The sequence below is a fragment of the Novilysobacter longmucuonensis genome, assembly GCF_046600735.1.
GTDB classification, from domain to species: domain Bacteria; phylum Pseudomonadota; class Gammaproteobacteria; order Xanthomonadales; family Xanthomonadaceae; genus Novilysobacter_A; species Novilysobacter_A longmucuonensis.
Genome location: NZ_JBJMAW010000003.1, coordinates 212,370 through 237,816 on the forward strand (window position 1 = coordinate 212,370; position 25,447 = coordinate 237,816).

15 protein-coding genes and 2 pseudogenes are annotated in these 25,447 nt (G+C 70.3%); 10 read left to right on the forward strand and 7 right to left on the reverse strand.

What is annotated here, in order from left to right:
- Positions 1 to 23: 23 nt before the first annotated feature.
- Complete coding sequence (locus tag ACJQWM_RS05025) at positions 24 to 506, reverse strand: YajQ family cyclic di-GMP-binding protein (protein WP_332705149.1); 483 nt, start codon at positions 504 to 506, stop codon at positions 24 to 26.
- Positions 507 to 707: 201 nt separating this feature from the next.
- On the opposite strand from ACJQWM_RS05025, the gene ACJQWM_RS05030 reads away from it, so the two are divergent.
- The gene (locus ACJQWM_RS05030) at positions 708 to 1,766 is read left to right on the forward strand and encodes an NAD(P)-dependent alcohol dehydrogenase (RefSeq protein ID WP_332705146.1); all 1,059 of its coding nucleotides are present in this window, start codon (positions 708 to 710) and stop codon (positions 1,764 to 1,766) included.
- Positions 1,767 to 1,982: 216 nt separating this feature from the next.
- Here the strand turns inward: ACJQWM_RS05030 and recQ are convergent, their stop codons facing one another.
- Both recQ and ACJQWM_RS05040 read right to left on the reverse strand, forming a co-directional pair.
- Positions 1,983 to 3,800: a DNA helicase RecQ gene (recQ, locus tag ACJQWM_RS05035; protein WP_332705142.1), complete on the reverse strand. Its 1,818-nt coding sequence runs from the start codon at positions 3,798 to 3,800 to the stop codon at positions 1,983 to 1,985.
- A gap of 150 nt (positions 3,801 to 3,950) precedes the next feature.
- Positions 3,951 to 4,535: a Dps family protein gene (locus ACJQWM_RS05040; RefSeq protein WP_411306700.1), complete on the reverse strand. Its 585-nt coding sequence runs from the start codon at positions 4,533 to 4,535 to the stop codon at positions 3,951 to 3,953.
- A gap of 88 nt (positions 4,536 to 4,623) precedes the next feature.
- On the opposite strand from ACJQWM_RS05040, the gene hrpA reads away from it, so the two are divergent.
- Positions 4,624 to 8,781 carry an ATP-dependent RNA helicase HrpA gene (gene hrpA, locus ACJQWM_RS05045; RefSeq protein ID WP_411306701.1) on the forward strand — a complete coding sequence of 1,386 codons (4,158 nt, stop codon included), beginning with the start codon at positions 4,624 to 4,626 and terminating at the stop codon, positions 8,779 to 8,781.
- A gap of 192 nt (positions 8,782 to 8,973) precedes the next feature.
- On the opposite strand, the gene ACJQWM_RS05050 is transcribed toward hrpA, so the two are convergent.
- Positions 8,974 to 9,507 (reverse strand): hypothetical protein, encoded by a 534-nt coding sequence (locus ACJQWM_RS05050; RefSeq protein ID WP_332706905.1) that lies wholly within the window; start codon positions 9,505 to 9,507, stop codon positions 8,974 to 8,976.
- Positions 9,508 to 9,585: 78 nt separating this feature from the next.
- Here ACJQWM_RS05050 and ACJQWM_RS05055 point away from each other — a divergent pair, with 78 nt between their 5' ends.
- Positions 9,586 to 11,766: a bifunctional (p)ppGpp synthetase/guanosine-3',5'-bis(diphosphate) 3'-pyrophosphohydrolase gene (locus ACJQWM_RS05055; protein WP_411306702.1), complete on the forward strand. Its 2,181-nt coding sequence runs from the start codon at positions 9,586 to 9,588 to the stop codon at positions 11,764 to 11,766.
- Positions 11,767 to 11,892: 126 nt separating this feature from the next.
- Entirely contained in the window at positions 11,893 to 13,569 is a 1,677-nt protein-coding gene (locus tag ACJQWM_RS05060; RefSeq protein ID WP_411306703.1) for a hypothetical protein, read from the forward strand.
- Positions 13,570 to 13,635: 66 nt separating this feature from the next.
- Here the strand turns inward: ACJQWM_RS05060 and ACJQWM_RS05065 are convergent, their stop codons facing one another.
- Positions 13,636 to 15,744 carry a glycosyltransferase gene (locus tag ACJQWM_RS05065; RefSeq protein ID WP_332706917.1) on the reverse strand — a complete coding sequence of 703 codons (2,109 nt, stop codon included), beginning with the start codon at positions 15,742 to 15,744 and terminating at the stop codon, positions 13,636 to 13,638.
- A gap of 137 nt (positions 15,745 to 15,881) precedes the next feature.
- On the opposite strand from ACJQWM_RS05065, the gene mrcB reads away from it, so the two are divergent.
- From mrcB to ACJQWM_RS05090, 5 genes and pseudogenes are all read left to right on the forward strand, one after another.
- The gene (gene mrcB / locus ACJQWM_RS05070; protein WP_332706920.1) at positions 15,882 to 18,290 is read left to right on the forward strand and encodes a penicillin-binding protein 1B; all 2,409 of its coding nucleotides are present in this window, start codon (positions 15,882 to 15,884) and stop codon (positions 18,288 to 18,290) included.
- A complete protein-coding gene (locus tag ACJQWM_RS05075; RefSeq protein WP_332706923.1) occupies positions 18,287 to 18,871 on the forward strand; it encodes a hypothetical protein in 585 nt (194 codons plus the stop codon). Before mrcB ends, ACJQWM_RS05075 begins: the two co-directional genes overlap by 4 nt.
- Before the next feature lie 19 nt (positions 18,872 to 18,890).
- A pseudogene (locus ACJQWM_RS05080) lies at positions 18,891 to 21,017 on the forward strand (ATP-dependent DNA helicase); the annotation flags it as partial.
- Positions 21,018 to 21,209: 192 nt separating this feature from the next.
- Positions 21,210 to 21,926, forward strand: a complete 717-nt coding sequence (gene tsaB / locus ACJQWM_RS05085) for a tRNA (adenosine(37)-N6)-threonylcarbamoyltransferase complex dimerization subunit type 1 TsaB (RefSeq protein ID WP_332706925.1) — start codon at positions 21,210 to 21,212, stop codon at positions 21,924 to 21,926.
- A gap of 156 nt (positions 21,927 to 22,082) precedes the next feature.
- Positions 22,083 to 22,706, forward strand: a complete 624-nt coding sequence (locus ACJQWM_RS05090) for a hypothetical protein (RefSeq protein ID WP_332706928.1) — start codon at positions 22,083 to 22,085, stop codon at positions 22,704 to 22,706.
- A 62-nt stretch (positions 22,707 to 22,768) separates the two neighbouring features.
- On the opposite strand, the gene ACJQWM_RS05095 is transcribed toward ACJQWM_RS05090, so the two are convergent.
- Positions 22,769 to 23,641 carry an energy transducer TonB gene (locus ACJQWM_RS05095; RefSeq protein ID WP_332706931.1) on the reverse strand — a complete coding sequence of 291 codons (873 nt, stop codon included), beginning with the start codon at positions 23,639 to 23,641 and terminating at the stop codon, positions 22,769 to 22,771.
- Between the two features lie 149 nt (positions 23,642 to 23,790).
- Positions 23,791 to 24,726: pseudogene (gene gshB / locus ACJQWM_RS05100) on the reverse strand (glutathione synthase); the annotation flags it as partial.
- A 300-nt stretch (positions 24,727 to 25,026) separates the two neighbouring features.
- On the opposite strand from gshB, the gene ACJQWM_RS05105 reads away from it, so the two are divergent.
- Positions 25,027 to 25,440 carry a response regulator gene (locus tag ACJQWM_RS05105; protein WP_332706934.1) on the forward strand — a complete coding sequence of 138 codons (414 nt, stop codon included), beginning with the start codon at positions 25,027 to 25,029 and terminating at the stop codon, positions 25,438 to 25,440.
- The last annotated feature ends 7 nt before the right edge of the window (positions 25,441 to 25,447 follow it).

Genomic DNA, 25,447 nt, shown 5'->3' on the forward strand with positions numbered 1-25,447 from the left:
CACGATGGAACTGCGGATACGGGTCAATCGCGGAAATTGTCGAACTGCAGCGGCCGCTCGAAGTCGCCGCCCTTGAGCAGCGCCATGGCCGATTGCAGGTCGTCGCGCTTCTTGCCGCTGATGCGCAGCTTGTCGCCGTTGATCTGCGACTCGACCTTGAGCTTGGCCTGCTTGATCTCCGCGACGATCTTCTTGGCCAGATCGCGCTCGATGCCCTGCTTGACGGTCACCTTCTGGCGCGCGCCGGCGAGGTTGGTCTCGACGTCGCCGAACTCCAGGCAACGCACGTCGATGCCGCGCGCGATCAGGCGGGCGCGCAGGATGTCGTCCATCTGCTTGAGCTGGAAGTCGCTCGGCGCGGACTGGCTGATCACCTGGTCATCGAGTTCGAACTTTGCCTCCACGCCCTTGAAATCGAACCGGGTGGCGAGCTCGCGGTTGGCCTGGTCGACCGCATTGGTCAGTTCGTGCTGGTCGACTTCGGAGACGACGTCGAAGGAAGGCATGGCGGGCTCCGCAGGATGAAACGCAAAGGGTAGCGCGCTTCCCGCCCTGCGGTCTTTCGGTCTTTGTAGGAGCGGCTTCAGCCGCGATTGCTGGAATCGGGCGCCGGCCGTGGCGGTCCGATCGCGGCTGAAGCCGCTCCTACAGAATGCTTACACATGCTCGGCGCTAAACTTCCGCTTTTCCGCCCGCGAGCCACTGCCATGCTCAACATCCCCGCCTACGCCGCCGAAACCGGCCAGTCGCCCCTGCAGCCGTACACCATCGAGCGCCGCGAGCCCGGGCCCGGCGAAGTGCTGATCGACATCCTCTATTGCGGGGTGTGCCATTCCGACATCCACCAGGCGCGCGATGAGTGGGGCGGGACCGGCATCTTCCCGATGGTGCCGGGCCACGAGATCGTCGGCCGCATCGCGCAGCTGGGCGAGGGCGTGGAGCGGTTCGCGCCGGGCGACGCGGTCGGCGTCGGGTGCTTCGTCGACTCGTGCCGGGTCTGCCCGCATTGCCGCGGAGGCGAGGAGCAATACTGCGACGAAGGCATGACCGCCACCTACAACAGCCGCGAGCGCGGCGGCGGCGCCCCGACCCACGGCGGTTATTCGACCCGCATCACAGTTCACCAGGACTACGTGCTGCGCATCCCCGAGTCGCTGCCGCTGGACCGCGCCGCGCCGCTGCTGTGCGCCGGCATCACCACGTACTCGCCGCTCAAGCACTACGGGGTCAAGGCCGGCGACCGCGTCGCGGTGGTCGGGCTGGGCGGCCTCGGCCACATGGCGGTGAAACTGGCCGCGGCGATGGGCGCGGAGGTCACCGTACTCAGTACCTCCGAGTCCAAGCGCGAGGCGGCGCTGCAGCTCGGCGCCCGCGATTTTGCCGCCACCCGCGATCCGGCCACCTTCAAGGAGCTCGCGAACCGGTTCGATTTCATCGTCGACACCGTCTCCGGCGAGCACGACTACAACGCCTACCTGTCGCTGCTGACGGTCGACGGCACCATGATCCTGCTCGGCATCCCCGAGGCCCCGGCGCCGGTCGCCGCCGGGATGCTGATCATGCGCCGGCGCAAGCTGGTCGGTTCGCTGATCGGCGGCATCCGCGAGACCCAGGAGATGCTGGACTTCTGCGCCGCGCACGGGGTGGCCTCGGACATCGAGCTGATCGACATCGCCGACATCAACGAGGCGTACGAGCGGATGATCGCCGGGGACGTGCGCTATCGGTTCGTGATCGATATGGCGAGTCTGGAAGCGGCGGCTTGAGGGGACTCGAGTAGCCCGAGAGGTCATCCCCGCGAAGGCAAGACCTGTACGAAACCCTCACCCCGTCATTCCCGCGAACGCGGGAACCCAGGGACTTTCGCTTCTGCAGTGAATGAGAACAAAGGCGCTGGATCCCCGCCTTGGCAAGGATGACGGCAAAAACAGCAGTCGCGATTCCTGCTTCGACCAGGGAACGCTTCTGCCGTGCCCCAAGGCTCAGGCGATCTCGCAATCCACCAACTGCTGCAGCACCGCATCGCCATACCGCTCGATCTTGGTCGCGCCAATGCCGGGGATGCGCGCAAGTTCGTCGTGGTCATCCGGCGCGGCCTCGGCGATCGCGCGCAGGGTGCTGTCGTGGAAGATCACGTAGGCCGGCACGTTCTGCTCGCGTGCGGTGGTTGCACGCCAGTCGCGCAGCGCCTTGAAGCGGGCCAGCGCACCCGGCGCCAGTTCGACCTCGATCGGCGCGGCGCGGCTGCGCTCGCGGCCACGCACGCGCGGCTTCTTCTCGGGTTCGCTGCGGAAGCTCAACGGCCGCTCGCCGCGCAGCACCGGGGCGCTGGTGGCGGTCAGGCGCAGCGCGCCGTGGCGCTCGACGTCGGCTTCTAGCAGGCCGGCGGCGACCAGCTGGCGGAACACGCTGCGCCATTGCCGGTCGTCTAGGTCGGCACCGATGTTCCAGGTGCTGAGCCGGTCGTGGCCGTACTGCTGCACCCGCGCGGTGGCATTGCCGCGCAGGATGTCGATGACATGGCCGGCGCCGAAGCGCTGCCCGCTGCGGTACACGCACGACAGCGCCTTGCGCGCGGCGATGGTGCCGTCCCAACTCTGCGGCGGTTCCAGGCAGTTGTCGCAGTTGCCGCAGGCGCCGGCGTGGGCCTCGCCGAACCAGCCGAGCAGCGACTGGCGGCGGCAGGTGGTGGATTCGCAATAGCCCAGCAGCGCGTCGAGCTTGCCGAGTTCGAGCCGCTTGCGCTCCTCGCCGGCCTCGCCTTGGCCGATCAGCTGCTTGAGGCTGACCACGTCGCCGAGGCCGTAGCTCAGCCAGGCGTCGGCCGGCGCGCCATCGCGGCCGGCGCGGCCGGTTTCCTGGTAATACCCCTCGATCGACTTGGGCAGGTCGACATGGGCGACGAAACGCACGTCGGGTTTGTCGATGCCCATGCCGAAGGCGATCGTGGCGACCATCACCACGCCGTCTTCCTGCAGGAACCTGCGCTGGTTGGCCGCGCGCGCCGCTGCGTCCATGCCGGCGTGATAGGGCAGCGCGTCGATGCCGGTTTCGCGCAGCTGGGCGGCGAGGGTGTCGACGCGGCGGCGCGAGAACGCATAGACGATGCCGCTCTCGTCGCGGTGGCCGGCCAAAAAATCCAGCAACTGGCGCTTGGCGTCGTCCTTGTGCACCACGCGGTAGCGGATGTTGGGCCGGTCGAAGGAGCTGACGAACTGGCGCGCGTCCTCCAGGTTCAGCCGCTCGGCGATCTCGCGCCGGGTCGGCGCATCGGCGGTCGCGGTCAGCGCGATGCGCGGGATATCCGGCCAGCGCTCGTGCAGGATCGTGAGCTCGCGGTATTCGCGGCGGAAGTCGTGGCCCCATTGCGAGACGCAGTGAGCCTCGTCGATCGCGAACAGCGCGATCCGGGCGCGATCGAGCAGGGCCAGGCAGCGTGAATTGAGCAGCCGCTCGGGGGCGACGTAGAGCAGGTCGAGCTCGCCGGCCAGCAACGCCACTTCGACCTGTGCGGTGGTGGCCGCGTCGAGCGTGGAGTTGAGGTAGGCCGCGCGCACGCCGAGCTGGCGCATCGCCTCGACCTGGTCCTGCATCAGCGCGATCAGCGGCGAGACCACGATGCCGCAGCCCTCGCGCAGCATCGCCGGGAGCTGGTAGCACAGCGACTTGCCACCGCCGGTCGGCATCAGCACCAGCGCATCGCCGCCGCCGGTGACATGGGCGACGATGTCGGCCTGTTCGCCGCGGAATTGCGGGTGGCCGAAGGTGGTGCGGAGCAGTTCGAGAGCGCGGTCGGTCATGCCGGCAAGGGTAGCAAGCAGTCGTCGCAGCGCCCGAGCGGATCAAGCCGCGGCGCGGGGTAGGAATTCTCCTGTGCTCGCCCGCCGGGCGTAGAGCCGAGCCTGCTCGGCTGCTTTTGTCGGGTGAACCGTAGCCGAGCAAGCTCGGCTCTACTGCAGCAACGAACGCAGCATCCACGCGTACTTCTCGTGGACCTGCAGGCGCTGGGTCAGCATGTCCTCGGTCGGGTTGTCGTCGGCGTCGTCGGCCATGTCGGCCACCTCGCGCGCGGTGCGGCACACCGCCTCGTTGCCGACAGTCAGTTGGCGCACCATCTCGCGCCAGTCGGCGGCGTCGCTCAGGCCCGGCTCCTCCGCAATCGTGGTCAGCCGGGTGAATTCCGCGTACGAGCCGGGCGCGTTGAAGCCCAGCGCGCGGATGCGCTCGGCGATATCGTCCAGCGCGCCCCACTGCTCGGTGTACTGGTCCTCGAACATGTTGTGCAGCGCGTTGAACATCGAGCCGGTGACGTTCCAGTGGAAATTGTGGGTCTTCAGGTACAAGGTGTAGCTGTCGGCGAGGAAACGCGACAGGCCTTCGGCGATCTGCTTGCGATCGCGGTCGTTGATCCCGATATCGATGACCGGCGCGCCCGAGCCGAGGCCCGGGGAAGCCACCGGCTTCATCGCGCCTGCCTTTGCCGGCTTGGCCTTCTTGGCGGCTTTCAGGGAACTTGCGGTCTTGGACTTGGCCATGCGGGTTTTCTCCCTTTCTTCGATGTTGTCGCGACAATAAGCGGCGGCGGTTGCCGTGTGAAATGGTTTGTTCCTTCCGACGCGATCAATGAAGCCTATCCACCCACCCGCTAAGGCCACGTTAGGACGCCGGGCGAAGCGGCCCTCGGTCACGGTGCCGCACGCGCTGCAGTCGGCGCGGCGCGCCATCGACGGCGCGCTGAGCCGCGACCGCGGCCGTCTGCATGGCCTGTGGTCGCGCTGGAAGGCAGGGCCAGAGGACCCCAAGGCGCAGGCGGCGTTCGTCCAGGCGCTGGAGCAGTCGGTCGGCCAGCGCGAGGCACGTGCGGCGTCGTTGCCGTCGGCGCCGGTCGAGCCGTCGTTGCCGATCGCGAGCGAAGCCGACCGCATTGTCGCGTTGATTCGTGATCACCCGGTGGTCGTGATTGCCGGCGAGACCGGCTCGGGCAAGACCACGCAGTTGCCGAAGTTGTGCCTCGCCGCCGGCCGCGGCCAGGCCGGCATGATCGGTTGCACCCAGCCGCGCCGGATCGCCGCGCGCGCGGTCGCCAAGCGCGTGTCCGAGGAGCTGCAGACACCATTGGGTGGCGCGGTCGGTTACCAGGTGCGCTTCAACGAGAACGTCGGCGAGCGCACCGCGATCAAGTTCATGACCGACGGCATCCTGCTGGCGGAGATCCAGTCCGACCGCTGGCTGTCGGCCTACGACACGATCCTGATTGACGAGGCGCACGAGCGCAGCCTCAACATCGACTTCCTGCTGGGCTACCTGAAGCAGCTGCTGAAGAAGCGCCGCGACCTCAAGGTCATCGTGACCTCGGCGACCATCGACACCGCGCGTTTCGCCGCGCATTTCGACGACGCGCCGGTGGTGAACGTCGAAGGTCGCGGCTACCCGGTGACGGTGCGCTACCGGCCGTTGGAGGGCGAGGGCGAGGAGACGGGTGACCGCAGCATCAACGACGCCATCGTCGGCGCCTGCGACGAGATCACCCGCGAAGACCCGCGCGGCGACGTGCTGATTTTCCTCTCTGGCGAGCGCGAGATCCGCGATGCGCACCAGGCGCTGGAGCGGCGCAAGTATCGCCACACCGAAGTGCTGCCGCTGTACGCGCGGCTGTCGGTGCGCGACCAGGACCGGGTGTTCAACCCCGGCCCGCAGCGCCGCATCGTGCTGGCGACCAACGTCGCCGAAACATCGCTGACGGTGCCGCGGATCCGCTACGTGGTCGATCCCGGCCTGGCCCGGGTCAAGCGCTACAGCCCACGCAGCAAGCTTGACCGGTTGCACATCGAGCCGATCAGCCAGGCCAGCGCCGACCAGCGCAAGGGCCGCTGCGGGCGCATCTCCGAGGGCACCTGCTACCGGTTGTACTCCGACGCTGATTTCGAGTCGCGGCCGTTCTACACCGATCCGGAAATACATCGCGCCGCGCTGGCCGGGGTGATCCTGCGGATGCTGTCGCTGGGACTGGGCAGCATCGAGGACTTCCCGTTCCTGGAGCCACCCGACGCGCGCGCGATCGCCGATGGCTGGCAGCAGCTGGCCGAGCTCGGCGCGGTCGATGACGAGACCGATACCAGCCGGCGCAAACTTACCCAGACCGGCAAGCTGATGGCGCGCCTGCCGGTCGACGTCAAGCTTGCACGCATGCTGGTCGCGGCGAATGACCACGGCTGCCTGCGCGAGATGCTCGCGATCGCATCATTCCTCGGCATCCAGGACCCGCGCGAACGGCCCGCCGACCAGCGCGCCGCCGCCGACAACGCGCACGCGGCGTTCGCCGACACAAAATCCGAATTCGCCGGGATCCTCAAGCTGTGGGACGCCTACCAGAGCGCGCACGAGGACCTCACCCAGTCGAAGCTGCGTGGCTGGTGCGAGAAGCACTTCCTCGGCTTCCTGCGCATGCGCGAATGGCGCGAGCTGCATCGCCAGTTGAAGTTGATGAGCGATGCGCTGGGCTGGGTGATCCAACCGCTGGTTGCTCAGGCACCGGCAGAAGAGCAGCCGTCATTCCCGCGCACGCGGGAACCCAGGGACGTTGAACGGTCACGGCGGAAGACGCTGGGTTCCCGCGTACGCGGGAATGACGAGCAAAAGCAGGCGGCTAAACCAGCTGCGCCCGACACCGGGGCCTACGCAGCCCTGCATCGCGCGCTGCTCGCAGGCCTGCCGACCCAGATTGGCCATCGCGACGACAAAGGCCTCTACGACGGTCCGCGCGGCCGGAAGTTCCAGTTGTTTCCAGGTTCCTCGCTGGCGAAAAAACCACCACCGTGGCTGCTGGCCGCGACCCTGCTCGACACCGAACGCGTGTGGGCGCTGACCAACGCCGCGATCGAACCGGACTGGGCGATCCAGGAACTGCCGCACCTGCTCGCGCGCCGCCATCACGACCCGCGCTGGGCGCGCTCGCAGGGGCGGGTGGTCGGCAGCGAGCAGATCAGCCTGTTCGGGCTGGTGCTCGCGCCCAAGCGGCCGGTGCACTACGGCGCGCTGTACCCCGAAGAGAGCCGCGCGATCTTCGCGCACGACGCGCTGGTGACCGGCGAGATCAACACCCGCAGCGCGTTCCTCGCGCGCAACCTCGCCAGCTTGGCGCAGGCGCGCGAGGAGGAAGCCAAGCAGCGCCGCGTCGGCATCGTGGTCGACGAGGACTGGATGACGCGCTGGTACCTGGACCGGCTGCCGCCGCAGGTACACAACGCGCACGCGCTGGACAGCTGGTACGCGAAGCTGCCGGCGGCGCAGAAGGCCGGGCTGGAATGGTCGCTGGAGGACCTGCTGGTCGGCGACGAGACCGATGCGGCGCTGTTCCCGCCGGTGATCGCGCTCGGCGACGCGCGGCTGCCGGTGCAGTACCGGTTCGAGCCGGGTGCGCCGGACGACGGCATGACCGTGGCGGTGCCGCTGCACCTGCTCAACGCGCTCGACCCGGTGCGCCTGAGCTGGCTGGCCCCGGGCCTGGTGGTGGACAAGGCGATCGCGCTGATCAAGAGCCTGCCCAAGCAGCAGCGCCGGAACTTCGTGCCGGCGCCGGATTTCGCCCGCGCGTTCTTCCAGGCGCATGCGCAGCCTGGTGGTGAGCCATTCACCGGGGCAGCCGCCGATGCATTCACCGGCGCGCTCGCACGATTCCTGCGCAAGGTCACCGGCGCCGAGGTCGCGGGCGTCGACTTTGACGAGTCCGCGCTGGAGCCGCACCTGCGGATCAACCTGCGCCTGCTCGACCTAAAGGACCGGCAGGGCCGCCGCGGCGTGCTCGCCGAGTCGCGTGACCTGGGCCAGCTGCGCCGCCGCTTCGGTGAGCGGGCCGCCGCCGCCTTCGCCGCGCGGGCCGCCGCCGGCCTGGCGCAGCACGCGCTGACCGGATTTCCCGAGCAGCCCATCCCGCTGTCGGTGCCGGGTGCGGGCGGAGTGCCGGCCTATCCGGCGCTGCACGACGACGGCGACAGCGCCTCACTGCAGGTGCATGCCGAGCGCGAAGTGGCGCAGCGCGCGCACCCGGGCGGCGTGCGCCGGCTGCTGTCGCTCGCGCTGGCCGACAAGCTCAAGCAGGCGCGCAAGCAGTTGCCGGTGTCGCCGAAGACCGGTCTGCTGTATGCCGCGATCGAATCGGCCGCGCCGCGCGCGGGGGATGCGCGCGGCGGCAGGTACGAGGGCGACCGGCTGCGCGCCGATCTCGTCGAGGGCGCGTTCGATGCCCTGACCACGAATGATGCGGTGGCCGATATCCGCGATGCCGCGACCTTTGCCGCGCGCGTCGATGCGATCGGCAAGCGCGTGTTCGGCGAGGCGACCGAGCGCCTGCAGCAGGCCGAACTGATCCTGGCCGCGGTCGCCGAGGCACGGGCCAAGCTGGAGTCGCCGCTGATCGGCTGGGCCAGTGGCAATCTGGACGACATGCGCGCGCACTTGGCGTCGCTGACGCCACCGGGCTTCCTGCGCGACGTACCGGCGCAGGCCTTGCGCGACTACCCGCGCTACCTGAAGGCGCTGGCGCTACGCGGCGAACGCGCGCTGCGCGACCCGCTGCGCGACCAGGCGCGGATGCTGGAGATCAAGCCGTTCAGCGATGCGCTGGCCGAGGCGGCCGCGGACGGCCTTGCCGACGCGCCGCAATGGCGGGCATTGCGCTGGGACCTGGAAGAACTGCGGGTGTCGCTGTTCGCCCAGGAGCTCGGCGTGCGCGGCGGGGTCTCGCCGAAGAAGCTGGCGGCCCGGATCGCGCAGCTCACCTGAGACTCCCGAGCATTGTAGGAGCGGCTTCAGCCGCGATCGGGAGGCGGTGCGAGCGATCAAATATCTGATCGCGGCTGAAGCCGCTCCTACAAGAGCCGGACCTGAAATCTTGAAAACCGAAACCAAAGCTAGCCTCGTCTGCGAGGGGGTAAAGCATCGGCAAAGGCGTCCGCTGGCGGACGCGCCGATGCATCACTTGATGCGCTTGACCTTTGCTCGGGTGTTGTAGCCCTCGACCGCCATGTACCAGGCGTTGCCGATCACGCTGGGCGTGATGGTGATCTGAGGGTCATCCAGGCGCGCACCCGCCAAGGTTGCGGCGTCTGTCTGCTGCCAAACCTGGCCATTGTCTAGGGTGTAGCGGCGATTCTTGCCGAAGCCGCGGAACTCGCCGGGCAGGCGCGCGACGATCGGCTCGTTCGAGCCGAAGCTCAGGAACCCGCGGTGCTCCTGCTCGACCCGGCTCTTCGCGGTTTCCGCGGCCTTGGCGGTTTCGGTGTCGAGGGTGCGGTTGAGCCAGGCGTTGAGGTTGGCCAGTTGCTCGGCGTCGAGTTGGTCCAGGCCGGCGGCGCGGAACTGCTCGGGGCTCATCTGCTGTTCGATGCGATTGGTCGGGGCGTCCTGCGCGAACGCGACGGATGCGCAGGCAAACAGTGCAGCCAGGCCAAGCGCGCGAACATGCAGGCGAACCTGCAGACGAAATGGACGCAAACCAGTGCTAGGCATGAGCTGTTCCTCGGGACGGATGCTCGCTAGTGTAGTCACTAACCCACTGCCCTTTCGATCCTCGTGCGACCCCCCGCGATGAGCGCGTCCGCGCCCCCCGATTCCAGCGTCCTGCTGGCCCATCCCGCGACGACGGCGCTGAGCGTGCCGCAGCGCGAGGCCTTGCAGCGGGCGTTGGTGAATGGTGAAGCCAGCGCCGAGCTGGCCGAGCCGGTGGAGGTCAGCATCGCCACGCTCGATGCGCTGCAGCGGCTCGATGCCGACGGCGACACCGTACTGGCCGCGATCGTGCACGCGTGTCCGGGCCTGTATGCCAGGTCGGGGAGCGCGCTGGAGCGCGAACAGCCCGGCGTGGCTGCGCTGCTGGAAGGCCAGCGCGCCGCCGCGCGGGTGTGGGCGCTGCACGCCGAGCGCGGTGGCCCGGCCGCCAGCGAAGGGCTGCGGCGGCTGCTGCTGGCGATCGTGCGCGACCTGCGGGTGGTGCCGATCCTGCTGGCGCGGCAACTGGCGCGCATGAAGCACGCCGACCGGCTGCCCGAGGCCGAGCGCCAGGCGCTGGCCGCGCTGACCCGCGACATCCACGCGCCGCTGGCCAACCGGCTGGGTATCTGGCAGCTCAAGTGGGAACTGGAAGACCTCGCGCTCCGCTACCTGCAGCCCGACGCCTACCAGCGCATCGCGCGCCTGCTCGACGAGAAGCGGGCGATGCGCGAGCGCTACATCGAGCAGGTCGCGCGCGTATTGCGTGAAGCGATGGCGGCGCAGGGCCTGGTCGGCGACGTCGCCGGCCGGCCCAAGCACATCTACAGCATCTGGAAAAAGATGCAGCGCAAGGACGCGCCGATCAGCGAGCTCTACGACCTGCGCGCGGTCCGCGTACTGGTCGACGACCTTGCGGCGTGTTACGCCACCCTCGGCGTGGTGCATGCGAACTGGACGCCGATTCCCAGCGAATTCGACGACTACATCGCCCGGCCCAAGCACAACGACTACCGCTCGCTGCACACCGCGGTGATCGGCCCGGAAGGCAAGACACTGGAGGTGCAGATCCGCACCCACGAGATGCATCGCCAGGCCGAGCTCGGCGTCGCCGCGCACTGGCGCTACAAGGAGGGCGGCGGCGGATCTTCGGCAGGCTCGGGGCAGGCCGACGCGGCGTTCGAGCGCAAGATCGCCTGGATGCGCCGGCTGCTGGAGGCCGGCGGTGAGCGCGAACCCGGCGACGACGCCGCGCTGGCCGGCGCGTTCGGCACCGAGCTGGTCGAGGACCGCATCTATGTGCTGACCCCCAGGGGCGAGGTGATCGACCTGCCCGTCGGCGCGACCCCGCTGGATTTTGCCTACCGCGTGCACACCGAGGTCGGCCACCGCTGCCGCGGCGCCAAAGTCGACGGCCGCATCGTGCCACTGGACCACGTGCTAAGCAGTGGCGACCGGGTCGAGATCATGACCGCCAAGACCGGCGAGCCGAGGCGCGACTGGCTGATCGAGGCAAACGGCTTCCTCGCCAGCGGCCGCTCGCGCGAGAAGGTGCGCAACTGGTTCCACCGGCTCGACCGCGCGCGCAACGAGAGCGCCGGCAAGGAGCTGCTCGACAAGGAGCTGCGTCGGCTGGGCCTGCTCGGTGCCGACCTCGCGCCGGCGCGGGAGAAGTTCCACCACGCCAGTGACGGCGATCTGTACGTGCACGTCGCGCTGGGCGATGTCGGGCCGCACCAGGTCGGGCGGGTGTTGCTCGAGCACGAGCGCGCCGCGGCGGAGCCGGCCGCGGCCAGCGCGCCGCCGCCGCTCCCGCCGCGGCGGGCGCCCAACCGCTCCAGCGACTTCACCGTGGAGGGCGTCGGCAACCTGCTGGTGCAGCTCGCGCGCTGCTGCCAGCCGCTGCCGGGCGAGCCGATCTGCGGCTATCTGACCCGCGGCCGCGGCGTCACCGTGCACCGGCCCGACTGCACCGCCTTCCAGCGGCTGGCCGCCGCGCAGCCGCCACGGGTGTTGCCGGTGGAATGGGGCCGCGCCGGCAGCGGCTACGAGGTCGACGTCGAGGTGCGTGCGCTGGACCGCAAATGGCTGCTCAAGGAAATCACCAACACCATCGCGCAGGCCAATGCGCACGTCACCAGCATCCGCAGCGATATGGAGCGCAACGGCGCCCGGGTGCGGTTCAGGCTGCGCCTGCGGGTCGCCGATTTCGGACAGCTGTCGACCCTGCTGGGCAAGCTAGCGTCGCTGCCGGGGGTCGAACGCGCACAACGCAGCTGAGCGCCGCCGCTCGCGACCAGCCGCGCCGGATGCATGGGAACGCAAACGACATCCGGCATCGGGCATCCGCTCCGGCGCCGCGGCTTTGACAGCAGCTTCCGGGGCTGCCTTTATGCTGCGCCTGTCATGCATCGACGTCCGCCCGCCGCCAATTCATCGTCCGACATCCCGCCGGGTTCCGCGTCCGGCCGGCGTCCGCGCGTCGAACCGACGCTCGATCGGGACGCCGAGTTCGGCGAGCCGTCACCACCACCCGGAGACCGTCCGCCGCCGCCCCCGCCGCGGGCACGGCGGCAGGCCTGGTGGTGGAGCGGCGCGGCCGCGCTGCTGATCATCGCCGGCCTGCTGCTGTGGTTCCGCGAGCCCTTGTCGGAGCGGCTGTGGCCGGAAACCCGGGCCCAGCAGCTGCGCGCCGATGCCGCGCTGGCCTTGCAGCGCGGGCAGCTCAGCGCGGCCGACGGCAGCGGTGCCCGCGAGCTGTACGAGGCCGCGCTGGCGCTCGACCCGGATCGGCTGGAGACTCGCGCCGGACTGGCGCAAGTCGGCCAGGCAGCGCTGGAACGCGCGCGCGTCGCGATCGCCGAGAACCGCCATGCCGACGCCGAGGATGCATTGGCACTGGCCCGCCAGTTGACCGTGCCGGCGGCGCAGGCGGACGCACTGGCAGCGCAATTGCGCGATCGTCAAGTCGACGCGGCCGGCATCAACCGCCTGCTCGCTTTCGCAGCCGCCGCGCGCGAAGCGGGGCGGCTCGACGGGTCCGACAACGCCGCGCTGCCGCTGTACCAGCGGGTACTGACGCTGCAGCCAAATCACAAAGAGGCGCTGGAAGGGCGCGAAGACACCCTGTCCGACCTGCTGCAGCAGGCGCAGCGCACACTGGCGCGCGGCGACCTGGTCGTCGCGGCGCTGGCGGTGGAGCGGGTGCAGCGCGCCGATTCGGGACATGTCGAGCTGCCCGATGTGCTGGCCGAACTGGCCAGCGCGATCGAACAGCGCCGCCGCGAGGCCGACGCGGCGCTTGACCGCGATCGCCTGCCCAATGCGCTGGAAGGATATCGACAGGTGCTCGGCGCCGATCCCGACGACGCCGGTGCGGTGCAGGGGCTGATCCGGGTCGGTCGGGCCTACGCCCAGCGCAGCGGGCGGCTTGCCGCCGATTTCCGCTTCGACCAAGCCGAGGCGGCGCTGCGCGAGGCGCGCGCCGTAGGCGAGTCGACCCGCGCGGTGGTGCCTGAGATCGCCCAGGGCATTTCCCCGGCCATCGCCGAGGGTGAAAGCAACCTGGCACGGGCGCGACAGTCGCAGGCGCGGCTGGGACGCGCAGATGCCGGCCCGGGGCGGGCAGCCGAGCGCAGGGCGCGACTGCATGCGCTGCTGGCCGAGGCCGACGCCGCCGAAGGGCGCGGCGACCTGCTTGCGCCCCCGGGCGAAAGTGCGTTCGACAAGCTGCGCGCCGCGCGCGCGCTGGCGCCGCAGGATCCGGTCGTGCAAGCCGCTGCGGCGCGACTGCTGCCGGCGGCGCGGACCTGCTTCGAGGACGAGTTGCGAGGCAACAGGTTGGCCCGCGCTGGCGCCTGCCTCGATGCCCGCGTGGTGCTGGGTGACGGGGCCGCCGCGGTGCGCGGCGCCCGGCAACGGCTGGCGCAGCGCTGGATCGCAATTGGCGAGCAGCGCCTCGGCGCCGGCGAGGTCGCCGCGGCGACCGCGGCGCTGGCCTCGGCACGCGCGCTCGACCCCGCAGTGGCCGGAATCGACGCCCTGGCCGAGCGCGTGAGCGCCGCCGCGGCCGCGGCCGATTGAGTGCCCCGTAGAGCCGAGCTCGCTCGGCTGCTGTTGCGGCGACCGGTCAGCGGAGCAAGCTCCGTTCTACGCCTGCGGCTCTCCAAGCAACACCCGCCGCACCACGCTGCGCCCGGCGTCGAGCGAGAAGTGCCGCTGGACATTGGTCCGGCCGTTGGCGGCCAGGCGCTGCCACAGGACCTCGTCGCAATAGCCGCGCAGCAAGGCCGCGGCGAAGCCTTCGGCATCATCGGCGACCAGCACGTCCTCGTCCTCGCGCAGGTGCATGCCCTCCACCGCGCAGCGCGTGGCGACCACCGGCTGGCCGTGCGCCATGCTCAGGTTGACCTTGCCCTTGACCCCGGCCCCGAAGCGCAGCGGCGCCACCGCCAGCCGCGCACCGTCCAGATGCGGGGTGAGGTCGGGCACGTGGCCGTGGATCACCACGCCGGGTCGGCGGGCGAGGGCGGCGATCTGCGCCGGCACGTCGCCGCCGATGCAGTGGAAGCGCATCGCCGGTTCGCGTGCGAGCACGCGCGGCCACACCTGATCGACAAACCAGCGCACCGCATCGACGTTGGGCGGATGGCGGAAACCGCCGACGAACACCACGTCGCGGCGCGCCTCGAAGCCCGGCCCGGCAGCGGCCACGCGATGCAGGTTGGACAGCACCGCAACCTGTGCGCCGGGCGCGTCGCTGGCCAGCAATTCGCGCTCGACCTCGCTGACCACCAGCGTCGTGTCGCTGCCGGCGATCACCTGGAGTTCGAGCGCGCGGGTACGCTCGGCCGCCCGCGCCAGCGCCGCATCGCCGGCCAGTTCGGCGCCGCGGCGCTCGCGCAGGTAGTGCAGATCGACCGTGTCGAACACCACCCGCGCCTGCGGCGCGTGCCGGCGCAACAGCGGCAGCAGCTCGCGCATTACGTAGTGGCGGCACACCAGCACCGTATCGAAGCGCGCCCCGTGCGCGCGCAACCAGTCCGGCATGGGCCGCGCGAACGGCGCGTACCAGACCTCCACCCCGAGTTGCTGCAGCGCTTGAGTATGGCGCCCGGCATGGTCGCGGTCGGCCGGCATGAACACGACATGCGCGCCCTCCTCGCGCAGCAGCCGCATCAGGTTGACCAGCCGCAGCGAGCCCGAATCGCGATCCGGTTGCGGGGTCAGCGCATCGACGATCAGCACGCAGCGACGGCCGCGCCCGAGCGCGGCACGGTCCGCAGGCGTGTCGCTGCCGGGCTGGCGCGACAGCGCGTCGCGCCATTTCTCCGCGAACACGGCCTGGTTAAGGCGCTGGTAGGCCTTGGCCCCCGCGGCCAGATCGGTGCCGGCGGTCGAGCCTTCCTCGTGCACGACCCGCGAGGCGGGCTGGTACCGCACCGCCAGTCCGCAAGCGCGCACTGCCATGGCCAGGTCGGTGTCCTCGTAGTAGGCCGGCGAGAAGCGCGGGTCGAACCCGCCGAGGCGCCCGAACAGCGCGCGCGGGATCGCGATGGCCGCGCCCGAGCAGTAGTCGGCGTCGCGGACGAAGGCGTAGCGCGGATCGGCCGGCGCGCCGAAGCGTCCGTAATTGAAGCCGGCGCCATCGGCGAACACCAGCCCGCCGGCCTCCTGCAAGCGCCCGTCCGGATACAGCAGCTGCGCCCCGGCCAGCCCGGTGCCGGGGTGCTCCTCGAACGTCGCCAGCAATGCGTCCAGCCAGCCCGGTTGCGGCACCGTGTCGTTGTTGAGGAACACCAGGTACTCGCCGCGCGCGAGCGCCGCACCGTCGTTGCAGGCGGCGATGAAACCGCCGTTGGCGGCGCGCCGGTGATAGCGCAGGCCGTCGATGCGCGGCAGCAGGACGGCGCTCTGGTCGGTCGAGCCGTCGTCGACCACGATCAGCTCGACCGCGACCCGCGGCGGGTGCGCGGCGAGCGCGCGCAGGCACGCCAGGGTGTGGGCGAACTGGCCGTAGACCGGGATCACGATGCTGGCGCGCGGCGCGTCGCTCGCGGGCACCGCGAACGCGGCAAACGGCGCCGCTTCGGGCAGGTACAGCGCCGCGCGCTGCGCCGCCGGAACGCGCTGGAACTGCTTCAGCACGCGCTGCCAGGAGGCCGCCGCGCCGCGCGTGCGCAGGCTGGCCACGCCGCGCCGGAACAGGCCCGTCCCCCGGTCGAGAAGGAACCGAAGGTCGGTCCACGACATCGGCATGCTGCAGAGACTCCTGTCTTGATGAACTTGTTGATGAGTGTGTTCGATGAACGAGTGTCGTGGCGGCCGGCGGAGGCGTGCGCCGGCTGCGTTAGACTCGTGTTTGCGGGGGCGCAGCCCTGTCATTGTCCCATGCCGTGGCTCGAACCGATTACGACAAAGCCGCCAAGTCCAACAGGCGCGGCGGCCAGCGCGCCTCCGACGGCAAGGCGCCGCAGTGGCGCTGGCGACTGGTGACCTGGGCACTGGCCGCCATCGGGTTGGGGCTGGGCTTCCTGATTCCCTACACGCTGTATCTCAATGCCGAGGTCGGCGAGCGTTTCGGCCAGTTGCAGTGGCAGATCCCGACCCGGGTCTACGCGCGACCGCTGGAGCTGGCGCCGGGCCTGGCGCTGGACGCCGCCACACTGAAGACCGAACTCGATGCGGCCGCCTACCACGAAGGCGACGGCCGTCGCGAAGGCAGCTATGCGCAAGACGGGAATCGTTGGCTGATCTCCAGCCGCGGCTTCAACGATGTCGACGGGCCGGTCGCGCCGCGCCGGCTCGAAGTGGTGCTGTCGGGTGGACGGGTCAGCGCGCTGCGAGATGCGCGCAGCGAGCAGGCGCTGGATTCGGCGCGGCTCGATCCGGCCCGCATCGCCACGCTGTATGGCCAGAAGCAGGAAGAGCGCCGCCTGGTCCGCATCGAGGAAGTGCCGGAGCTGCTGGTGACCGGCCTGCAGGCGGTCGAGGACCGCGGTTTCGGCACTCATCACGGCATCGACCTGGGCGGCATGCTGCGCGCGGCCTGGGTCAACCTGCGCTCGGGCGAGGCCCGGCAGGGTGCCAGCACGTTGACCCAGCAGCTGGCACGTAGTGGATTGCTCGGCATCGGCCGGGAGCAGACCTTCGCCCGCAAGGGCAAGGAGATCCTCTACGCGCTGCTGATCGAGGCGCACTACGACAAACAGGTGATCCTGGAGGCCTACCTCAACCAGGTCTATCTCGGCCAGCGCGGTGCGCAGGCCATCCGCGGGGTCGCCGCCGGTGCGGAATTCTGGTTCGGCCGCGACCTGTCGGACCTGAGCACCGAGCAGATCGCGCTGCTGATCGGCATCGTGCGCGGGCCGTCGTACTACGACCCGCGGCGCAATCCCGACAACGCCACCGAGCGGCGCAATTTCGCTCTCGGCGAGATGCACGAGACCGGCCTGATCGACGACGCCGAATACCGGCGTGCGCTGAGCGCTCCGCTGGGGGTGACCCCGACCCCCGGCAGCACCGCGGCCAATCGCTTTCCGGCCTACGTCGACCTGATCCGCCGGCAGCTCGCGCGCGAGTACCCGGCCGACGCGCTCGCCGGTGCCGGCCTGGCGGTGATGAGCGGCATGGCGCCATCGGCCCAGGCCCAGGCCGAGGGCGCGGTCAGGCGCACGCTGGAGAGCCTGGACGGCAGGGATCGCCCACCGCTGCAGGCCGGCGTGGTAGTGACCGACGTGCACAACGGCGAGGTGCTCGCGGTGGTCGGCAGCCGCAACTTCGCCCAGCACGGCTTCAACCGCGCGGTCGAGGCGCGGCGCCCGGTCGGCTCGCTGCTCAAGCCGTTCGTCAGCCTGCTGGCGCTGGCGCAGCCCGGGCAGTGGTCGCTGGCCAGTTGGGTCGATGACTCGCCGGTCACCGTGACCCTGGGCCGCGGCAGGACCTGGAGCCCGGGCAATTCCGACGGCCGCAGCCACGGCAGCGTGCGCCTGATCGATGCGCTGGCGCTGTCCTACAACCAGGCCACGGTGCGCATCGGCATGCAGGTCGCGCCGGAGCGGCTGGCCGACCTGATCCGCGTGCTGGCCGGGATCGAGGCCGAGCCGAACCCGGCGCTGATCCTCGGCTCGCTCGACCAGAGCCCCTACGCGATGGCGCAGCTCTACCAGTTCCTCGCATCCGGCGGCGAGATCCAGCCGCTGCACGCGGTGCGCGGGGTGATCGACGCCAGCGGCCGCACCCTGAACCGCTATGACAAGGAGCCCGCCCCGGCGCAGGAGGGCGATGCGATTGCCGCGCGGCTGATCACCATCGCCTTGCAGCACGCGGTATCGGGCGGCACCGGTCGGCGGCTGGTGGCCGACGGCCTGGGGCGGCTGTCGCCGGCCGGCAAGACCGGCACCAGCAACGACAGCCGCGACAGCTGGTTTGCCGGCTGGACCGGTGACCACCTGGCGGTGGTCTGGGTCGGCAACGACCAGAACGAATCGACCGGCCTGTATGGCGCCAGCGGCGCGATGCGGGTGTGGTCGAACCTGTTCCTGCGGCTGCCGAGTGCGCCGCTGACGGTCGGCGACGCAGGGCTGGACTGGCGCTGGGTGGTCGGCGACAACGTCAGCGGCGCCGATTGCGCCGGTGCGCGGCGGTTCCCGTTTGTTGCCGGGTTCGCGCCGCCTTATGCGCCCTGCCCGTTGCCGGAGCCGGAACCGGAAGAGAACGGCGGCTGGCGCGAATGGTTCGGCTTCGGGCGCGACCGCGAGCGGACGCCGCCGCAAGCCGAACGTGCTCCCGCGGAGACCCCATGAACACCTTGCGTATCGCACCCGGCCTGGCGTGTGCCGCGCTGGCCCTGATCCTCGGCGCATGCGTCTCGACCGCGCCGGTGGCGCCGGTGGTGTCGCCCGATTTCGATGCCGCGGCCGCGATCGGCGCGATCCGCGCGGCCGGCGCCGCCGATGCCGACGAACTCCAGGTGCAGCCGCTGCGCGACCCGCAGGTCGAGGACCTGCGCGAGCAGGCCGCAGCACTCGAAGCACAAGGCGCCCATCGCGCCGCGGCCGACCGCCTCGACCAGGCCTTGGCCATCAATCCCGATGATCCGGCCTTGCTGCAGGAGCGCGCCGAAGCGGCACTGCTGCTGCGCGAGATCGACGATGCCGAGCGGCTGGCGCTGCAGGCGTTCGAACTCGGCTCGCAGGTCGGGCCGCTGTGCCGGCGGCACTGGGAGACGATCGCGCAGGTGCGTAGCGCGCGGCCGCCGGCGGCGCCTGGCTCGTCATCTCAAAGCCCGTCATCGCCGGATGCGTCATCGCCGGGGCCGGCCACGCCGGAGGCGGCGCGCGAACGCCGCGATGCCTGCACCGTCGCCCCGCCTGCGCGCTTCTGACTGCGCGGCACCGATCACCATGGGCAACAGCCGCCTCAGCGAGGCCTCGCGCGCCGCCCTGAGCGACGGCGGCGACCTCGCGCGCAACATCGCCGCGTTCGCCCCGCGCATCGCCCAGCAGGATCTGGCCGCGGCGATCGCCGATGCCTTCGACCGCCGCGGCACGCTGATCGCCGAAGCCGGCACCGGCACCGGCAAGACCTTCGCCTACCTGGTCCCGGCAATCCTGTCGGGCCTCAAGACCATCGTCTCCACCGGCACCCGCGCGCTGCAGGACCAGCTCTATCACCGCGACCTGCCGCGCGTGCGCGACGCGCTCGGGGTCGGGTTCAAGACCGCGCTGCTCAAGGGCCGGGCGAACTACCTGTGCCATTACCGCGTTGCCCAGGCCAAGGGCGAACCGAAGTTCCACAGCCGCGAAATGGCCGCGCAGTTCCAGCGCATCGTCGCCTGGGGCGGGCGCACGCGGATGGGCGACCTGGCAGAGCTGGAAGCGCTGCCAGAGGACTCGCCGCTGCTGCCGATGGTCACCAGCACCGCCGAGAACTGCCTCGGCAGCGAGTGTCCGTTCTTTTCGGACTGCTTCGTGGTGCAGGCGCGCCAGCGCGCGCAGGCCGCCGACGTGGTGGTGGTCAACCACCACCTGCTGCTGGCCGACCTGGCGCTCAAGCAGGAAGGCTTCGGCGAGATCCTGCCGGGCGCGCAGGCGTTCGTGGTCGACGAGGCCCACCAGTTGCCGGAGCTGGCCGCGCAGTTCTTCGGTGAGGCGCTGAGCGCGCGGCCGCTGGTCGAGCTTGCGCGCGATTCGCTGGCCGAATGCAAGGAGGTGGCCGGCACGCTCGCGGCGGTGCAGGTCCCGGCCCGCGCACTGGAACACCAGGTGCGTGCGCTACGGGCGGCGATGGACGAGCTGCCCGTGCGTGGCACCCGTCGCCGCGCGGGCGAGCTGAGTGCGGTCGAAGACGCCTTCGATGCACTGGCCGCGGCACTGCGGCAATTGCAGGAAACGCTGGCGCCGCTACGCGAAGCGGCGCCGGGCCTGGATGGTTGCCACGCGCGCGCGCGCGAGTTCGAGGCGCGCTTGCAGCGCTGGCGTGGGTGCGAGCCGGAGCCGGGGACAGGGGACCGGGGACCGGCAATCGCCGCGTCGGGTGGTGCGTCGCCATCCGCGGCCGGCGTGCCTTCGATTTCGGGGCGCGAAGCACCACCCGACGCAGTGCTCGCCGGTCCCCGGTCCCCGGTCCCCGGTCCCGATGAAGGTGGCGCCGGCGCGGGCGAGTCGCTCTGCGATGAACCGGCTACAGGCACCGCTGACGGCGACAGCGCTAGCGTGCTCTGGTACGAGCTCACCGCACGCGGCTTCCGCCTGAGCCGCACGCCGCTGGACGTCGCCGGCCCCCTGGCCGATCACCGCGAGAAATCGCACGCGGCGTGGGTGTTCACCTCGGCGACGCTCGCCGTCGGCGGGCGCTTCGAGCACTACGCGACCAAGCTCGGCCTGCGCGAGCCGGCCACGCTGCTGGCACCCAGCCCGTTCGACTGGCCGCGGCAGGCCTTGTGCTACCTGCCGCCGGGTCTGCCGGAGCCTGCCGCGCGCGGTTACAACGAAGCGCTGGTCGAAGCCCTGAGACCGGTGCTGGAAGCCTCGGGCGGCCGCGCGTTCGTGCTGTTCGCCTCGCACCGCGCCCTGCGCGATGCCGCCGGATTGTTGCGTGGTGGTCCCTGGCCGCTGTTCGTGCAGGGCGAGGCGCCGCGTCCGGCGCTGCTCGAGCGCTTCCGCGCGTCCGGCAACGGCGTGCTGCTGGGCGCGGCGAGTTTTCGCGAGGGCGTCGATGTCGCCGGCGATGCGCTCAGCGTGGTGGTGATCGACAAGCTGCCGTTCGCTGCCCCCGATGATCCGGTGTTCGAGGCCCGGCTGGAGGCGATCCGCCGCAGCGGCGGCAATCCGTTCCGCGACGAGCAACTGCCGCAGGCGGTGATTGCGCTCAAGCAGGGCGCCGGCCGCCTGATCCGCAGCGAGACCGACCGCGGCGTGCTGGTGCTGTGCGATCCGCGGCTGTCGACCAAGAGCTACGGCCGGATATTCATGGAATCATTGCCGCCGCTGCCCAGGACCCGCGCGGTCGCCGACGTGGAGGCATTCTTTGCAGCGACCGCCGTTGCGGACCCGGTCTCCGGACTGTCGTCCTGAGCGCAGCGAAGGATCTGCTTCCCGCCTTCAACCTGGCCTGCGCCGCTCGGGGCCAGGCTGGTTTAGCCTTTCCGAGTCCCGAGTCCCGAGTCCCGAGTCCCGAGTCCCGAGTCCCGAGTCCCGTCCCGCCAACCGACCATTCCGCCGATGAAACTGCTCGCGTTCGAACTTGCCACCGAAGCCTGCTCGGTCGCGCTGTGGCTCGACGGCGAGGTGCGCGAGCGCTTCGAGATCGCCCCGCGCCGCCACGCCGAACTGGCGCTGCCGTGGGCCGAGCAGCTGCTGGCCGAAGCCGGCATCGGCAAAAAGCAACTTGATGCGATCGCCGTCGGCCGCGGCCCCGGTGCCTTCACCGGGGTGCGGCTGGCGATTGCGGTTGCGCAAGGCATCGCGCTGGCACTCGACAAGCCGGTGGTGCCAGTCTCCACGCTGGCCGCGCTCGCCGCGTCGCGCCAGCTTCCGGCGGCGGGAGAAGTCGGAGCAGAGCATCGCGTCCTCGCCGCGATCGACGCACGCATGGGCGAGGTTTATCACGGTGCGTTCGCAGTGCGGGACGGCAGCGCCGTGGCAATCGGCGAAGAAGGCATCCACGCGCCGGACGGCGTGCCGGTGCCGAGCGAAGGCGAATGGCACGGCCGCGGCACCGGCTTTGCCGCGGCCGACGGATTGCTGCGGCGGCACTGCGGACATTTCGCCTCGATCGAGCCGAGTGCGCTGCCGCACGCGGCCGCTGTCGCGCGCCTGGGCGCGGCGGCGTTCGCCCACGGCACCGCAGTGGCGCCCGATCGGATCGAACCGGCGTACCTGCGCAACCAGGTCGCGCTGACGCTCGAGGAGCAGCGGGTGCTGCGTTCGCGTCGTTAGCGCAGTACGTACTGAATGATTGCTTAGCGCTGATGTGCGATCACCTGCCGGCAAAGCGGCGGCGCCTGCACACGCGGCCTGCACCGCGCGGTCACGTCGGCTTATCGCGGGTTCGTGCAGCCTGATCGAAGGGGAACCAACCTTCAGGAGAACATCATGCACACCAAGAAAACCGTGGCCCTGCTTGTATCGGCGTTCCTGCTCGCCTCGACCTCCCATTCGATGGCGCAAGGGCGCAGCGACGAGCGCGGCGCGCAGGGTCGGATGAATCCGGCGCAGGTCGAGCAGATGACGCAGGGCTGGCCGGAGTCGTCGCGCAAGGCGATCGAGTTCATGACCGACACCTATGGTCCGCCGGCCGCAGTCACCGCCGACAGCGCGATCTGGGGCGAGACCGGGCCTTGGAAGCGCACCGTCGTCTACCGCAACGAAGTGCAGCACGACTTCCCGATGCCGCATCCCGACGTGCTGCAGCAATGGGTCGACTTCGAGGCGCCGCTGGATAAGTACGATGAGCTGGCGCAATTCGATGGCAGCGTCGTGGTCGAGCGTACGACTGGCGAAGCCTCAGCCCGCTGCGACAAGGAAGCCGCCAATTTCCTGGCCTTGAACCTGGCTCACGATGTCGCCATGGACGGACGCTCGGTCGAGGAGGCGCGCATGGAGTACGGCCGACAGATCAAGGCGATGAAGGCGAACCAGCCGGCGCCGCTGACCGAGCGCCTGACCTTCGATATGAACAATACGAAGGATCCGGGCGAGGCGCTGCCGGGCATGTAGTTGGAGTGCCGTCCGCTGGCGGGCGATAGCCGAGGACGCGGTGTCCGGCCCTGTCGCGCCTACTACTCGTCGACCAGCTCGCCACCGGCCAGGAAGCTCCAGGTCCGGGTCACGTGCAGGATGTCCGGATCGTCCTGGGTCTCGGGCAGCGGCGGGTAGGGTTCGGCCAGCCGCGCGATGCGCAGCGCGGAGGCGTCCAGCAGCGCGATCCCGCTGGAGCGCACGATCTGTGCGTTTTCGACGCTGCCGTCGCGGCGGATCGCCACGCTGATCACGACCTGCCCGGCAAGCCGGCGGCGGCGAGCCTCGTCGGGGTAGTTAAGGTTGCCGACGCGCTCGACCCGGGTCACCCAGTCGCGCAGGTAGGCGGCCCACGCGTATTCCTGGGTGCTGGCCGAGACGAACTTGCGCTTGGGCCGCTTGGCGTACTGCTCCGAGCGCAGGTGGATTTCGGCGGCCAGCCGCGCCATCGCCATGTCGCGCTCGATCTTCTCGCGGCCCGGCGGCAGAAGCTGCTCGCTCGGGGTCGGCGTGGCCTGGGGCGTCGGCGTGAGCGCCTCACCGCGCGTGCTGCTGATGATGCGTGCCTGCGGCGGCGGTTGCGGCAGCGGTGACTGCGCACGCAGCGGTCGCGGCGCGATGCCGGGCTCGGCCTGTGGCGCGGGTCCCGATTGCGGCGAGCGCGGCCGCCTGCTCTGGTCGTGCTCGCCGCCGCCCTGGTTGCTGGCCTGGGCGAGAAAGTCGGCCTGCTGCTGGGTGAGCGGACTCTGCGTCTGGGTCAGGATCACGTCGAGCGTCGGCATCACCGGCGCGGCGCTGTCCAGCGCAAACCCGACACCGAGCAGCAGCACGCCGTGCACCAGCAAGGACAGCACCAGGGTGGCGGTCAGTCGCTGGTTTTCGCCGATGGCTGGGGGCGCCGCGGCTGCGTTCATGCGCGCGCGTCGGGACCCGGGACCGGGGACCGGGGACCCGGAAAAGCGGATTCGTGGTGATCCGGTCGCATCGCATCCGGCGGCAGGTGCTGCGCTTGCTCTTGCTCTTTCCCCGGTCCCCGGTCCCCGGTCCCCGGTCCCGGATGCCGCGCCTCGATCGCATCAAACAGATCGCCCGCGATATTCAGCCCGAACTGCGCATCGAGTTCGCGGATGCAGGTCGGGCTGGTGACGTTGACCTCGGTCAGGTAGTCGCCGATCACGTCCAGGCCGACAAACACCATGCCGCGGCGTTTCATCTCCGGGCCGACCTGCGCGGCGATCCAACGGTCGCGCTCGCTCAGCGGGCGGCCTTCGCCGCGGCCGCCGGTGGCCAGGTTGCCGCGGAACTCGTCGCCCTGCGGAATACGCGCCAGGCAGTAGTCCACCGGTTCGCCGTCGACCAGCAGGATGCGTTTGTCGCCGGTGGTGATCTCGGGAATGTAGCGCTGCGCCATCGCCAGGCTGTGACCGCCATTGGTCAGCGTCTCCAGGATCACGTTGAGGTTGGCTTCGCCCCGGCTGGCGCGGAAGATCGAACGCCCGCCCATACCGTCCAGCGGCTTGAGCACCGCCTGGCCGTGTTCGCCGACGAAGGCCTTAAGCGTGGCGATGTCCCGGGTGACCACGGTCGGCGGGCAGCACTGCGGAAACAGCAGCGCGGCCAGTTTCTCGTTGTAGTCGCGCAATCCCTGCGGGTCGTTGACCACCCGCGCGCCGGCCTGCTGGGCGATGCCGAGGATCTGGGTGTCGTGGATGTATTCGGCGTCGACCGGCGGGTCCTTGCGCATCAGCACGACGTGGCCGTGGCCAAGCGCGACCTGGGTCATCGGGCCGAGCTCGAACCAGCCCTCGGCGTCCTCGCGCACCCGCAGCGGCGCGGTCCAGGCCATCGCCGCGCCATCGCGCAGTCCGAGCCCGCCGGGCCGCACGTAGTGCAGGCGGTGACCGCGGCGCTGCGCTTCGAGCAGCATCGCGAAAGTGGAGTCCTTGGCGATCCTGATCGAGCCGATCGGATCCATCACGACGACGATGTCGAGCGGCATGGGCGAGCCGTGGTGGAAAGCTACGCCGATGGTAGCAGGCGGGCCGGACGGGACTCCGTGGCCGATGCGCCGCGCGCCCCGGGGGCACGCCGCTTGCGTGGGCCGGCTGCCGCGGTCACAAAGCGCCTCTTTGCGACCCTTTGCGACAGCCGCAGTCGCGCCGGCGGCGGACGGGTGCTGGTTGCCGCATTCACAATCGCGATACGGCACGCCGTGCTTGACAGCGTGCGTGCAGCTTGGAATAAAGGCACCATCGCGAAACGCCACCAACGAGTGGCGACCGCACCAGGGGAATTCTGAATGCTCGACGAGAGCCGCAGCGGCAGTCTCGACGGTTTGCGGGTCATGGTCATCGATGACTCGAAAACGATCCGTCGTACCGCCGAGACATTGCTCAAGCGCGAAGGCTGCGACGTGGCTACCGCCACCGACGGCTTCGAGGCCTTGGCCAAGATCGCCGACCAGCAGCCGCAGATCATCTTCGTGGACATCATGATGCCGCGGCTGGACGGCTATCAGACCTGCGCGCTGATCAAGAACAACCAGTTGTTCAGGAGCACGCCGGTGATCATGCTGTCGTCCAAGGACGGCTTGTTCGACAAGGCGCGTGGCCGCATCGTCGGCTCCGAGCAGTACCTGACCAAACCATTCACGCGCGAGGAACTCCTCGGCGCGATCCGCACGCACGTATCCGACGGCGTACGCAACGCCTGACCGGGGG

What these genes read in the sequence shown, in the direction of transcription:
- ACJQWM_RS05025 (WP_332705149.1), bottom strand. Translation starts at nt 506, where the DNA reads ATGCCTTCCTTCGACGTCGTCTCCGAAGTCGACCAGCACGAACTGACC.
- ACJQWM_RS05030 (WP_332705146.1), top strand. Translation starts at nt 708, where the DNA reads ATGCTCAACATCCCCGCCTACGCCGCCGAAACCGGCCAGTCGCCCCTG.
- recQ (WP_332705142.1), bottom strand. Translation starts at nt 3,800, where the DNA reads ATGACCGACCGCGCTCTCGAACTGCTCCGCACCACCTTCGGCCACCCG.
- ACJQWM_RS05040 (WP_411306700.1), bottom strand. Translation starts at nt 4,535, where the DNA reads ATGGCCAAGTCCAAGACCGCAAGTTCCCTGAAAGCCGCCAAGAAGGCC.
- hrpA (WP_411306701.1), top strand. Translation starts at nt 4,624, where the DNA reads ATGAAGCCTATCCACCCACCCGCTAAGGCCACGTTAGGACGCCGGGCG.
- ACJQWM_RS05050 (WP_332706905.1), bottom strand. Translation starts at nt 9,507, where the DNA reads ATGCCTAGCACTGGTTTGCGTCCATTTCGTCTGCAGGTTCGCCTGCAT.
- ACJQWM_RS05055 (WP_411306702.1), top strand. Translation starts at nt 9,586, where the DNA reads ATGAGCGCGTCCGCGCCCCCCGATTCCAGCGTCCTGCTGGCCCATCCC.
- ACJQWM_RS05060 (WP_411306703.1), top strand. Translation starts at nt 11,893, where the DNA reads ATGCATCGACGTCCGCCCGCCGCCAATTCATCGTCCGACATCCCGCCG.
- ACJQWM_RS05065 (WP_332706917.1), bottom strand. Translation starts at nt 15,744, where the DNA reads ATGCCGATGTCGTGGACCGACCTTCGGTTCCTTCTCGACCGGGGGACG.
- ACJQWM_RS05075 (WP_332706923.1), top strand. Translation starts at nt 18,287, where the DNA reads ATGAACACCTTGCGTATCGCACCCGGCCTGGCGTGTGCCGCGCTGGCC.
- tsaB (WP_332706925.1), top strand. Translation starts at nt 21,210, where the DNA reads ATGAAACTGCTCGCGTTCGAACTTGCCACCGAAGCCTGCTCGGTCGCG.
- ACJQWM_RS05090 (WP_332706928.1), top strand. Translation starts at nt 22,083, where the DNA reads ATGCACACCAAGAAAACCGTGGCCCTGCTTGTATCGGCGTTCCTGCTC.
- ACJQWM_RS05095 (WP_332706931.1), bottom strand. Translation starts at nt 23,641, where the DNA reads ATGAACGCAGCCGCGGCGCCCCCAGCCATCGGCGAAAACCAGCGACTG.
- ACJQWM_RS05105 (WP_332706934.1), top strand. Translation starts at nt 25,027, where the DNA reads ATGCTCGACGAGAGCCGCAGCGGCAGTCTCGACGGTTTGCGGGTCATG.